The sequence below is a fragment of the Actinoallomurus iriomotensis genome (genome assembly GCF_030269445.1).
Classification (GTDB): Bacteria; Actinomycetota; Actinomycetes; order Streptosporangiales; family Streptosporangiaceae; genus Actinoallomurus; species Actinoallomurus iriomotensis.
This window is the reverse complement of record NZ_BSTJ01000014.1, coordinates 167,771-180,921: the sequence shown is the minus strand read 5'-3', so window position 1 is coordinate 180,921 and position 13,151 is coordinate 167,771. Positions and strand designations below refer to the sequence as shown.

Genomic DNA, 13,151 nt, shown 5'->3' with positions numbered 1-13,151 from the left:
GGAGACTAGCGAATGCCTGCCGTGGTGACGTCTGCTCTTAATACCTCTAGTAAGTTTTTGTATAAGATGGCCCGAATGAGGCAACCTTCTGGCGTGACGGCGGTAGCCGCCCTAGTCATATCCGTTGGCTTGACTGGGTGCTCGAGCGGTTCCCATGACCAGTCTGCGCTGCCGCGTAAGCGAATGGAAGAAAGTAGGGCATCTCTGAGCCGGTTTGCGTCAGCGTTCCAGCACAACTTTGTTTCGCTTTATGTCTCCATTGATGGAACTGGCGACTTTGTCGATTGTTATGGGTCGGCTGGGGAGCGTAGTTATCAGGTCAAGCTTTCAATGGAAGACGCGTTCAAACCGAAAAGCTTTCGGCGTGACCTCATCGGCCGCATTATCGCGTACCTCAAGAATTCTGAGTGGGGGATGGACGAGGTCTGGGGTCCGGGGACTCTGCATGACGGCGACGCTTGGGAGATCTCTGCGCTGAAAGACAAGGATAAGTTCTTTCTGAAGAACGCCGAGAAGGCGTCTGTGGCGAACATTGAGATAAGTGGCCCCTGCCTGAAGCCACCTTCCCGTTCAGGTGATCTGCTTGGTCGGGTGGACAAGTTTCATGGGCCGCGTATCAGTAGCTCTCCAGCGGTTGGTGATTCTAAATAGAGAAGAGGGGGCAATTGCGCTCTTTCGCGGATGATTTGATCAATAAAGTCCAGGCTGCGCTGAGGAGCTGTCCCGAAAAGGTAAGCCCTCGGGCTGCGAGATCACAGAACGATCCGCGGTATTGACCGACTATTGCCCTGTCTGCCGAATCTTCGTCACTCGGCCTGACGTAGTGCAAGCGCGGATTGTATTGGGTGTGTTATGCCTGGCATGAGCTTCGCGTCGTCGACAACGACGACACATCGCTCAAGACTCCCGACCGCATCGAGCAGAGCATCCTCATCGGCGTCCGCCCCGAGACCCGCCTGAACTCCCGGTTCGCCTTCCAGTGCGCGCAAAGGGGACCGGCGAGGGCAGACCCACGCCAGAGGTACGGTGCCTTCGTCGAGCGTCGGATCCAACAATGACAACACATCGTCATAAGGACTGTAGAGCGCCCCGATCTTGGCGGTCCTGCGACAGTGAAGCCGGGGCCCTGGGCGAGCAGATCCACGCCTACCGGGTCCAGCTCGTCGCCTCCGGCACCGACCAGAGCCCACAGTGCTCCCGTTTCTCCCCGGATCCGCCTTGTCGGGGGAACGCCGCGGTAACGGCCGCTGTCGCGGCTTCCTGCTCTTGCGGCTCATCACCTGACATTTTCTCGTACCGTGGCGCTGCCGTCGAGACGGACGGTTAGCGTAAACGCGAGGCCCGCAGGGGGGTATCCGCGGGCCTCGCCGTCCTGCCTTGGCTCAGACGCGCTGGGCCTGGATTTTGGTGAACCACTGGCTGCAGTTCTTGCAGGCGCTGCGGCCCTGCCATTTGCGGGCTTCTTCGTTCCACGTCTCGGCGTGGAAAAACAGGGACTCCGCCGGGATCTCCTGCAGCGAGGTGATGTTGTTCGCGTGGAGATACTGTTTCATCGCGTCGACTTCGGCGCAGGAGGCGACCGGCCACTTCTCGACGTCTCTGGTCCGGTCGAGCAGTGCGGTCATGACCGGATGCGCCGCGGTCGCGTGCGCGGCGACTCCGCTCGTGCCGACCCACGTGCGGCCGGTGGTCACGTCGACCAGTCCGGCGATCACGGTGCCGACCTGGGCGTTCGGGCCGCCTTGGTACTTGTTGCGCGCTTTGACGGCGACCCTGGCGGCGAGGGCGGCGAGGCGGTCCCGCGCCTTACGGCGCTCGGCCTCCTGTAGCTCCTTGTCGACCGCCTCCTGCTGCTTGAGGTAGTACTCCCAGGCGTCGGCGCCCTCGCCGTCCAGGAACTCGACGAACTCGTCCCATGCCTCGATCGGGTCCGTGCCGCCCACCAGGTTCGTCTCAAGCCGGCTCACCCGGCTGATCAGCGTCTCGACCCCGGTTCGAGACTCGCGGGCGGGCATCCGGGAAAGGATCTTCGAGATCTCCGAACGGCGCTGGAACGCCCACCGAAGAAGTGCTTTCTGGTCCACCTCGCCGAGCGGCTGTGACATGGCGCGTTCCTCTCCCCGTCGATGGTCGAAGAAAGGTAACCCGGGATTCTCGGGAGAGTCCATACTCGATTTCAGGAGCATGGAATTCGGCGGAAACAATACGCTTAAAGGGTGCGTGCCTGCGTCGCGGGAATCGGATGGACCTTAAAGCGCATCTGCCCGGTGACCGGGGCGAGGCCCGCCACGACGACGGGCCTCGCCGCAGGGCCCTAGCTCAGGGCGAACTTCTGCGCCGCGGCGCCGTTGCAGTCCCAGATCTGGAGCCGGGTGCCGTTCGTCGTCGCTCCGCTCGGCGAGTCGAGGCAGCGGCCGGACTGCGGATTGAGCAGTGAGCCGTCGGCCTGCTGCTGCCAGACCTGGCCACCGGCCCCGTCGCAGTCGTAGAGCTGGACCTGGGTGCCGTTCGCCGTGCCGTTGCCGTTGATGTCCAGGCAGCGGCCGAGCGTCTTGAGCGTGCCGCCCGACTGGTGCACCCAGTGCTGGTCCACCGAGTACGACTGGCAGTCCCAGATGTTGACGGCCGTGGAGTTGGCGCCGTTGTCGTCGCCGAGGACGTCGACGCACTTGCCACCGGGGCCGACGATCGCGCCGCCGCCGTTCACCGCGAACTTCTGCGCCGCGGAGCCGTTGCAGTCATAGATCTGTAGCCGCGTGCCGTTCCCGGTCGCGCCGCTCGGTGAGTCGAGGCAGCGGCCCGACTGCGGGTTGCGTAGCGAGCCGTCGGCCTGCTGGACCCACTTCTGACCGCCGACGCCGTTACAGTCGTACAGCTCCACCTGCGTGCCGTTCGCGGTGCCGTTGCCGTTGATGTCGAGGCAGCGGCCGAGGGTGCGCAGCGTGTTGTCGGCGAAGTGCTCCCAGTGCTGGTCTTCGGCGTAGCTCTGGCAGTCCCACAGCTGCACCGCGGCCTGGTTGACGCCGGTGTCGTCGGCGGCGACGTCGACGCACTTGCTGCCCGGGCCGATGACCGTGCCCTGCGGGCCGTTCGGCACGTTCGTCTGACCGGAGTAGCCGACCGAGACGATGTTGGCCTGCACCGCGTTGTCGGCGGCGTCGGTCGGGTAGCCGGAGGTCATCACCCCTTCGAAGAACGTGCCCATGTTCCAGTTGCTGTTGTCGCCGCCGGTGCCCAGGATGATCGAGCCCTCCTGGTGCATCGGGATGTAGCCGCCGCGGTTCGGCAGCGCGCCGTTCCACCACGTGCTCAGGCCGCCGGACTGCGCGTTGCCGCCCTTGAGCGCGTACGTGGTCTGGCCGTTGTTCTTCAGCAGTGCCGTGACGTACGTGCTGTTGTTGCCGAGGTTCGCGGTGTTGGAGCCGTTGGCGCCCTGGAACATGCCGTTCTCCAGGTCGGCCTCGACCCATGGACCCGAGCCGCTGCATGGGGTGAAGTAGCAGGTGGTGGCGATGCTGACGGCGTCCATGTGGCCGTTTCCGGTGTCGGCCGGCGTGGCCTCGGCGTTGCCGTAGTCGAAGCAGCACGCGGATCCGACGTGGGTGCCGCTCGCGACCATGTACATGCCCTCGGGCTGGCCGTTCTGCGCGACGCCGGACCCGACGGCGTGCCGGTAGCCGTGCTGCGGGGAGATCCACACGCCGTACACCTTGTGACCGCCGGCGGTGACCGCGATCTCGCTCGCGTCCGCCGGGCTGTCCGCCCCCGTCCCGGCCGTGCCGGCCGGCGACGGGGTCAGGTCGTTGTGGCGCGAGGACTGGTCGTAGATCTTCGTGATGCCGCACGTGGTGCCGTTGCAGAACGCGTCGTGGTCGCCCGCGTTCGCATAGCCGCCCGCGGACAGCACGCCCACGTCGTGCGTCGCATGGTCGGAGGCGCGGGTCAGCTGGTAGAGCGGGCCCGAGTAGGCGGTGAAGAGGGCGCGTACGGTGCTGTGCGCGGCGACGCACGGCGTGCCGGCGGCGGCGTAGATGTCGCAGGGGAGCGACGTGGCGGCCGGCGCGGCGCCGGTCATGCCGATGAGGGCGCCGATGGCGAGGACGAGGGTGGCGAGGACGGACGACAGGCGGATGCGGCGTCGGGATGGCGGTGACGCCGGGGGCGGGGCGGCAGTCATGGGGCGATGTCTGCGCATGGCGACGGCTCCTGGTGCGGAGGGTTGGAAGCGTCTGCCGGCCGGCACGGCGGACGTTTTGGCGGGGCTGCACCTAGGTGTCGATTTAAGTTAAATAGCTGGGTCAATCGTGTCAATCACTGTTTAATTCGACGAGTCGTCATGTTCGATCGCGTTGATTTCGCGCCATTTCCATTTCCTCTCACCAGCTGCCACCTCCTCCCCCTCCGCCACCATCGCCGACGGACATTCCTCCGCCACCGCCGGCGGAGCCGAGAGGGTAGGAGTCGGTGCTTCCACCCCGGCCGGAACTCCGGCTCGTACGACCCGCGGTACCCCGCAGGGGCCGGTGCCGAGGCCAGGCGGCCCCCAGGCTGTTGATCCAGGGGGCGACCGTCTGTTCGGTCTCCCGCTCACGCCTGCGCCTACGTCCACGCCCGTGCTCGACGACGGTGAACCAGTCCAGTTCGCCGCGGAGCGCCGACGGCGCCAGTGCCTCGGGCCAGGCGTGGGCTCGTCCGAACGCCAGCGCGTAGGGGAACGTGCGCGACAGCGCGGTGACGTCGTCGCGCGGCGGTCCTCCCATCACCGTCGTCCGCCAGGCGTCCGCGGCCGCCTCCGCCCGTGCGCCCGCCGCCCGGCGCGGCACGGCGTACCGTCCCATCACCGCGAGCGCCGGCACGATCACCAGTGCGGTCAGGCTCACCCATCCCGCACCGGCGAACGACGATGCGGCGAAGGAGAGCACGAACAGGAGCACGCCCACGATCCCGGCCGACCACGCCGCCGCGGTTCCCTGGGCCGCCTGCGCCCGCTGGGACCTGCGGTACCAGCCGAGCTCGACGAGGGCGCGCTCCAGCGATTCACTCATCGGCCGCAGGGGCGCGTGTGTCCACAGCATGTGGACGGACGCGGTGCGGTGCGTGCGGAAGACGATGTCGAGGAACCGGCGTTCGACGTCGAGAAGGTCCTCCTCCGCCGCCTCACCCCGGATGGCCCGGATCAGTTTCTCCTCACGGGTCGGCCGGTACGCCTCCAGGCGGATGTGGCCGCGTACGGCGAGGTCCACCAGGGTGGCGGCGAGGGCGGGCCGCTCCGCGCCCGGGCCGTTCAGCGCCAGCGCGGCCGGCCCCGGCGGCACGCGCGGGCCGTCCGGCGGGCCGCCGTCGCCACGGGCCCGGCCACGGCGACGGTGCGGCAGGAACCACCAGGCGGCGATCAGCAGCAGGCCCGCCGCCGTGCCGATTCCCACTGTCGTGAAGCGCGTCACGGCGAACGGCTCGGTGAGCGCCAGGAGCCGGGGCGGCGAGACGGGGACCGAACCCCGCGGAAGCCCGACGCGGACGGTGAGCCCGGCGTGGTCGGGTAGCGCGGTGGCGGCGAAGGTCGCCCGAAGAGCAGGGCCGGTGCCCGCCGACGTCGCCCGTGCGCACGGCGCCGTGTCGTGCTCGGCGCCCGCGGCGCAGGTCACGCCCAGGATGGGGACGGGCGAGCGTACGGTCACGTCGGCACGCGTGATCGGGACGTTCCAGTCGGTTCCGATCGCGTTCCAGGTCAGGAGGATCCCGGAGGCGTCGCGTGTCAGCGCGCGGTCGACGTCGTAGTCGATCGCGTAGGTCTGGGTGCCGGTGACGGTCCGGTGCGGATCGCCGATGCGCAGCTTCTCCGTGCCGTCGTCCTCGTGGCCGGCCAGCGCGCCCGCGGGGCCTGGTGGGCCGGCCACGCGGAACCCGCTGAGCCGCAGAACCCGGTCGTGGCGCCCGTCGTACCGCACGCGCTCGGGGATCCGGCGTTCGATGCCGTGCCGCTCCCGGCCGGGGGCGAACGTGTACCGGATCCGCTCGGCCACGTGCAGGCGCCCGCCGGGCTCGACGGTGAGGACGACGTTGTAGCCGTCGATGCGCTCGGCCGTCGTGTCGGACGCGCGGGCCGGTGTGCTCGCCGCCGGCAGGAGAAAGGCGGCCGAAGCCGCGATCGAGGCGACTTGTCTGATCACGGGCCACCTGCCTGTTCTCGAGAGCGATCATCGTACGGCGCGTTCGATCCTCGACGGCGATTTGGGAGGAGATGTCGCTGATGGGTGAACCGTTCCGTCCTTCGCTTCGTAGGCGGGATTGACCGGGCGAATGGGCGGCGCCGTCTTTCCACTCAGGTGAAGCGGAGATATCAGTGCAGGAATTGATCCAGTTCAATCGGCTTTACGACGACGATGAACCGCTCAGCTCGCCGTCCGGCCGGTTCGTGCTGCGATACGACGCCGACGGCGTCGCCACCGTCACGGACCAGAGCACCGGAGAGGTCCGGTGGCGGGCCGGCGAGCCGGACCGGCCGGTCGCGGGACGGTTTCTCCTCGGCAGCGGCGGGGCGATCCAGGTCGAGTCCGCCGACGACCGCTACGAGACCTTGTGGAGCTCCGACTGCGCGGCGCCGGAGGCACGCGCGCTCGTCCTCACCGACGACGGAGACTTCGAACTTCTCGACGGGCAACGCGTCCGGCTGCTGAACTCGCGCACCGGCCCGGTGGACTCGGCGGCCCTGGGCGACGCGGCGCCCGTCGCTGCGATCACGGGCGACCGCTACCTGCTGCGGGAAGGCGGAAAGAGGCGCCACGTCGTGGTCCGGAACCCGGACGGCTCGCTGCAGGTCAGCATGAGCGCGCCCGGCTACGGCTGGAGCCACACGTTGATCGCCCCGCTGGTCCAGTGGATGGAGCGGCAACCCGACACGCTCCTGACCTGGCGGATCCTCCCGTACGAGGGCCGCAAGACCCGGGAACTCTGCCTGGTGGACACCGAGGGCGAACCGCTCTGGCGCGACGACATGCGCGGCCTGTCGCCGGTGCCCCCACAGGCCCTCCCGCACGTGTACGGCGGCCCGGAGCTGGGCCGCGGCGGACGCCTGCGACACCAGTCGCTCACCTCGATCTCAGGCGTCTACACGCTCGTGCACCAGGACGACGGGAACCTGGTCCTGTACTACAACCCGGAGCGCCGGGCGGTCTGGGCGACGGACACGTGGTGGGCCGGCGACGGCTGGACCGACCTGACCGAGGACGGCGAACTCGTCGTCCGCAACCTGTGCGGGGGACCGGTCTGGCGGTCGGGCACGGCGGGCTCGGACGCGCAGTGGCTCGTCGTCGACGACGAAGGCGGCATCGCGCTGCTCGACGACGCGGGCACCGCGGTCTGGGAGGTCAGGACCGGGCCGCATGCCCCGGCGCCGGTGGCCGACGTGGCGCGGGGATCGGTGCTGCGCCGCGGCGAGACGCTGCGGCGCCAGTCCCTCACCTCCGTCGACGGCGGCACGGTGCTGGCCCATCGCGACGACTGCCGGATCGTGCTGTACGGCGAGGACGGACGCTGGCTCTGGAACAGTCACTTCGGGGACGACGGCCGTACCCATCTCACGCTCGACGACGACGGCATGCTTCGCCTACGCGCCGACGACGGTTCCTCGGCGCTGGACCTGGGCGGGCCGGGCGACGAGCTGGTCGTGGGACGCGAGAGCGTCGTGCTGCGCCGCGAGGACGGAACCGTCGTCTGGCGCGAGGGCGAACCGGCCGCGACGGCGGAAGAGGACCACACCTCATGGCTGGAGCGGCTGAACGACGAGGCGTACTGCGTGACCGTCATCCACGACGTCGAGCCGGACGAGGCGCTGCGGCGCCTCGGCGCCGAACCGTCGCAGGTCACCACCGGCACGTGGACCGACCTGATGGAGCGCGCCGACCTGGAGGAGGCCGAGCCGAACACGACGGTCGCCGCCTTCGCGCTCGGCCCGCACACGCTGCTCGTGGAGGACAACGGGTACCGCGCGGTCAACGATCCCGCCCTCTCGGCGGGCACCTTCGCGGTGTCCAGCTACATGAGCGTCAACGCCGACTTCGGCTTCATCGTGTCCCGTGACGGCGAGGAGGTCGACAACTTCGGGGAGAACGGCGACGGCGAGGTGAACTCACCCGAGGCGCGGCGCGCGCTGGAGGAGATGGACTCCGAAGACGCTCTGGACACCGCGTTCGACCACGACATCGAGTTGCTGTGCCGCGTCGCGGGCGTCCGGCCGACGGTCGCCGACGTGAGCGGAACCGCCCGCCTGGCCATCCTCGACGAGTACTGACTCGACGAGTACTGATCGGCGAGGTGCCGGGGACGCGCTCGCGCGTCCGCCGGCTCAGCCGTCGCGTCCGGCGGGGCGCCAGTGGCGGGCGCGGCCGCGGGGGATGACCACGGCGGCGGCGGCCACCAGTGCGACCAGGCCGCCGCCCACCGCGGCGACGATCAGGGCCCGGCCGCGCGTGGTGTCAGCGCCGGAGGCGGGCATCCGGACGGCGGGGTCGGGCCGCGGCGCGGCGGCCGGGGCAGCCGTGGACGAGACGGCGGACACCGCGGCGTACGGGTCCAGGATCGGGACCGCCGCCGGATAGGAGGAGACGACCAGCCGCCGGGCGACCTCGGCGGCGGTGAGCTTGGGGTCGTACGCCCGGATGAGCGCCGCCGTCCCCGCCACGTTGGCCGCCGCCAGTGACGAGCCGGAGCCGATGAAGTGGCCGGTGCCCTTCGGCCCGACGCTCACCACCGCGTCGCCGGGGGCGGCCAGGTCGGCGGCGAAGATGGTCGGGGCGTCCTTCGGGCGGGTGCCGCCGTCCCCGTAGTCCTCGACCGAGACCACCTGCGGGATGAAGGCCGGAAAGTACGGCTGGGCCGGCGGGGTGCTCGGCGCGGCCCCGGGCACACCGCCGGTGGTGGGGGCCACGTCCAGCGCCGCGGGCGCGACCACGAGGACGTCCTTGCGGGTGGCGTACGCGACCGCCGCGGTGAGTTCGGCGCGTCCCACGATCAGGGCCACACCGACGTACACGACGCGCGCGCCGGCGTCGGCCGCGGAGCGGATGCCCGCCGCGACCGCGGTGGGGTCGGGCTCACCGCGCGGGCCGGTGCCGCGTACGGCGAGGATCCGCGCCTGGGGTGCGACACCGCCGCCGGTCGCGTCGTCGGCGCGGCCGGCGATCAGGCCCGCGGCGAAGGTGCCGTGGCCGACGCAGTCCTTGTCCGCGCCGCCCGGTGCGGAGACCCGGCCGGCCAGCGCGGGCACCGTGGGGGACACGCCGGTGTCCACGACCGCGACCGTGATCCCCGCGCCCTGGCTCAGCTGGCGCACCCGCGACAGGCTCAGCGCGCGCACCGTCCACGGCTGGGCGTGCGCCTCCGTGGGGGAGGCGCCGGTGCAGGGCTGGCCGGTGGCGAGGGACGACGGCATGACGGGCAGGCCGACCGGGGTGGGCGCGGCGGCGGGCCGTCGCCGGTACGCGGTGGCCGACGCGGCTCCGGGGAGAGCGGAGACGGCGAGCGTGAGGGTGGCGACGGCCACCGAGGCGACGGCGCGCGCACGCCGAGGGACACGTCGCATGCGCTCAGCCTAGGAGAACCGTCTTGTCGTTTTCTTGTCGTCGGAGGTATTCGTCCTTGCTGGTCCGCAGGACGCCCGGGGAGGGTGTCAAGCGGTCCCCCTGAGCGGCATGATGGTCCGAAAGGCATATGAACGGCGCCGCCCACGACATCATCGACCTACAGCATCACACCGCCCCCGAGGAGGGTCCAGCGTGTCTCGGCAGTTGCTCACGGTCTCCCCGGACGGACCGGGCGGTTTCCGGACGATCCAGGAGGCGCTGTCCGCGGCACGCACCGGGTCGGTCGTCCGGATCCGGCCGGGCCGGTACGCCGAGAGCCTCGTCATCCGCACCCGGGTCACGATCGTGGCCGAAGGCGAGCGGGGGAGCGTGGAGATCTGCCCGCGGAGCGGGACGGCGGTGATGTTGCTGACGGACGCCGTGATGCTGACCGACCTCACGCTGCGCGGCGGTGGCGACGACGTACCCGTGGTGGACGCCGCGCACGGTCAGATCGCCATGGAGGGCTGCACCGTGGCCGGCTCCGGGTGGACCGCCGTGCTCGCCCGCGGAGCCGGGTCGCTGGCGATCCGCGGCTGCCGCATCACCAACGCCGAGGGCGCGGGCATCGTGGACACCGCCGAGACGGCCAGCGTCATCGAGGACTGCCTGATCGAGAACCTCGGCACCTCCGCCGTCGTCCTGGGCGAGAACGCCCGCTCCATCATCCGCGGCTGCCGGATGCGCGACGCGCGCGGCAACGGCGTGCTGGCCAACGGCGAGGCGCAGGGCACGATCGAGGACTGCCACATCGCCACGACCTCCAAGCCGGCCATCGCGCTGGAGGGCGACAGCGCCACCAAAATCGTGCGCACCAGCGTGCGCGACTGCGCGGTGGGCGTCTACGTCACGAGCGGCTCGCGGCCGGTGCTGGAGGACGTCACGGTCAGCGACATCACCTCCGGTCCCGGCATCGTGCTGGCCGGCGGGGCGGACCCGCTGCTGCGGCGCTGCCGCACGGCCCGTACGAAAGACAACGGGCTGGCCGTCACCGAACGCTCGCGCGGCACGTTCGAGGAGTGCGAGTTCACCGGCTCGACGGCTTCCGCCATCAAGGTCACCGGCTCCAGCTCGCCGGCGCTCACCGCGACGACGGTGCGCGAGTGCGCCGACGCGTCGGCGTCCGTGCTGCTGTCCGAGGACTCGGTGCCCGAGTTCGACCGGCTGGAGGTGGCGGACGCCGCCGGCACCGCGATCGCCGTACGCTCCGGCGCCACCCCGCTCATCCGGTCCGCCACCGTCACCTCGCCCGGCGGGAACGGCGTGGAGATCGCCGATGACGGGCGCGGGCGCCTGGAGCACTGCGTCGTCGAGCGGGCGACCGGCGTCGCCGTGCGCATCGGCGGCGGGGCCAACGTCTCCTTCCGCGACTGCGCGTTCCGGTCGGCCGGCGACGCGGGCATCTCGGTCGAGTCCGGCGGAATGGGCGTCGTCCTGGACTGCGAGGTGTCCGGCAGCGGGGCCTCGGGCGTCGTCGTACGCGAGGGCGGCGACGTGACCATGACCCGGGCCCGGGTCAGCGGCTCCGGCGCGCACGGCGTCCTGCTGTCGGCCGGGGCACGGGCCACGCTCGACGCCTGTGAGCTGTCCACCAGCCTCGGCGACGGCATCCGGGTCGACACCGCCGAGGCGGTCTCCGTCATCGGCTGCGCCGTACGCGACAACCGTGGCGCCGGCCTGCGTCAGCCCCGCCCCGGCGGGCGGCTGACCGTACGCGACCTGGAGAGCTCCGGCAACGCCGCGGCCGACTCCTGGGGGCTCGAGGTGGGCGAGGACGTCGACCCCGAGGCGCCCGACAAGCCCGCGGAGACCCGGCAGGCCAAGCCCTCGGGGCCGCTGGAGGAGCTGGACGCCCTCGTCGGCCTGGAGGGCGTCAAGCGGCAGGTGCGCACGCTGGTCAACCTCAACCAGATGTCGCAGCGCCGGGCCCGGCTCGGCATGCCCGTGCCCCCGATGAGCCGACACCTGATCTTCGCCGGGCCGCCCGGCACCGGCAAGACCACGGTCGCCCGGCTGTACGGCGGGATCCTCACCGAACTCGGGGTGCTGCGCAGCGGGCACCTGGTCGAGGTGTCCCGCGCCGACCTGGTCGCCCAGTACGTCGGCGCGACGGCCATCAAGACCACGGAGGCGTTCAACGAGGCCCTCGGCGGCGTGCTGTTCATCGACGAGGCGTACACCCTGGTCTCGGAGGGCAAGAACGACTTCGGCCGGGAGGCCATCGACACCCTGGTGAAGCTCATGGAGGACCACCGCGACGACGTCGTGGTGGTGGCGGCCGGCTACAACGACGAGATGCAGTCGTTCCTGTCCACCAACCCCGGCATGGCCTCGCGGTTCAGCCGCACCATCGAGTTCACCAACTACTCGGTCGAAGAGCTCGTCACGATCACCGAGAACATGTGCCGGAACCACCGGTACGAGCTGGACCCGCGCACCCGGCAGGCGCTCGCCGCACACTATGAGCGCATGCCGCGCGGCGCCACGTTCGGCAACGGCCGGGCCGCGCGGGGCGTATTCGAGGAGATGGTCGACCGTCAGGCGTTCCGTCTCGCCGGGATGACCGACCCGGCCGAGAGCGACCTGACGCTGCTCCTGCCCGAGGACGTCAGCGACGACGCCGCGCGGGCGACCGAGACCTCCGCCGACCGCGAGACCCTCCTGGCCCAGCTCTCCGGCATGATCGGCCTCGGTGCCGTGAAGCGGGAGGTCAAGGACATGGTCGACCTGCTGACCGCGGCCAAGCAGCGGGAGGCCGCCGGGCTGCCCGCGCCCAACATCAGCCGGCACCTGGTCTTCACCGGCTCGCCCGGCACCGGCAAGACGACGGTCGCACGGCTCTACGCCGAGCTGCTGCACGCCCTCGGCGTACTGCCACGCGGGCAGCTGGTGGAGGTGGCGCGCGCGGACCTGGTGGGCCGCTACGTCGGTCACACCGCACAGCTCACCCGGGACGTGTTCCAGACCGCGCTGGGCGGTGTGCTGTTCATCGACGAGGCCTACACCCTCACCCCGGAGGGCTCCGGGAACGACTTCGGCCGGGAGGCCGTGGAGACGCTCCTGAAGCTGATGGAGGACCACCGCGACGAGGTCGTCGTCATCGTCGCGGGCTACACCGAGGAGATGCGGCGATTCCTCGGCTCCAACCCGGGCCTGGCCTCGCGGTTCTCCCGGCACGTGGAGTTCGAGGACTACAGCACCGACGAGCTGGTCGCGATCATGAGGAGCCAGGCCGAGGCCAACGGGTACGAGTGCGCCCCCGAGACGGTCCATTCGCTGCGGGCGTACGTGGACGCCATCCCGCGCGACCGTACGTTCGGCAACGCGCGGCTGGCCCGCCAGCTGCTGGAGACGATGATGACCCGCCAGGCCCGGCGGCTCGGCGGCATGCGTTCACCGGACGTGTCGGCCCTGCGCTCGCTGCTGCCCGAGGACATCCCGGCCGCGAACACCCCGAGCCCGCACTGACCTTGCCGACGCGCCCGCGGGCGCGTCGGCCGCGTCGGCAAGGAGTCGGCAAGCAGGCACCAA

At 70.6% G+C, this 13,151-nt stretch carries 7 protein-coding genes; 3 read left to right on the top strand and 4 right to left on the bottom strand.

The window, feature by feature from the left end; translation table 11 throughout:
- Positions 1-12 precede the first annotated feature (12 nt).
- Positions 13-651 carry a hypothetical protein gene (locus QSK37_RS42870; RefSeq protein WP_285633137.1) on the top strand — a complete coding sequence of 213 codons (639 nt, stop codon included), beginning with the start codon at positions 13-15 and terminating at the stop codon, positions 649-651.
- A gap of 731 nt (positions 652-1,382) precedes the next feature.
- Here QSK37_RS42870 and QSK37_RS42865 read toward each other — a convergent pair.
- From QSK37_RS42865 to QSK37_RS42855, 3 genes are all read right to left on the bottom strand, one after another.
- Positions 1,383-2,105, bottom strand: coding sequence for a hypothetical protein (locus QSK37_RS42865; RefSeq protein ID WP_285633135.1), 723 nt, complete (start codon positions 2,103-2,105; stop codon positions 1,383-1,385).
- Positions 2,106-2,314: 209 nt separating this feature from the next.
- Entirely contained in the window at positions 2,315-4,177 is a 1,863-nt protein-coding gene (locus tag QSK37_RS42860) for an arabinofuranosidase catalytic domain-containing protein (protein ID WP_285633133.1), read from the bottom strand.
- A 199-nt stretch (positions 4,178-4,376) separates the two neighbouring features.
- Positions 4,377-6,170 (bottom strand): DUF2207 domain-containing protein, encoded by a 1,794-nt coding sequence (locus QSK37_RS42855; RefSeq protein ID WP_285633130.1) that lies wholly within the window; start codon positions 6,168-6,170, stop codon positions 4,377-4,379.
- Positions 6,171-6,343: 173 nt separating this feature from the next.
- Between QSK37_RS42855 and QSK37_RS42850 the strand changes: the two genes are divergently transcribed.
- Entirely contained in the window at positions 6,344-8,290 is a 1,947-nt protein-coding gene (locus tag QSK37_RS42850) for a DUF6461 domain-containing protein (RefSeq protein ID WP_285633128.1), read from the top strand.
- 54 nt (positions 8,291-8,344) lie between these two features.
- Here the strand turns inward: QSK37_RS42850 and QSK37_RS42845 are convergent, their stop codons facing one another.
- A complete protein-coding gene (locus QSK37_RS42845; RefSeq protein ID WP_285633126.1) occupies positions 8,345-9,580 on the bottom strand; it encodes a S8 family serine peptidase in 1,236 nt (411 codons plus the stop codon).
- Positions 9,581-9,773: 193 nt separating this feature from the next.
- On the opposite strand from QSK37_RS42845, the gene QSK37_RS42840 reads away from it, so the two are divergent.
- Positions 9,774-13,088, top strand: coding sequence for a right-handed parallel beta-helix repeat-containing protein (locus QSK37_RS42840; protein WP_285633124.1), 3,315 nt, complete (start codon positions 9,774-9,776; stop codon positions 13,086-13,088).
- Positions 13,089-13,151: the final 63 nt, after the last annotated feature.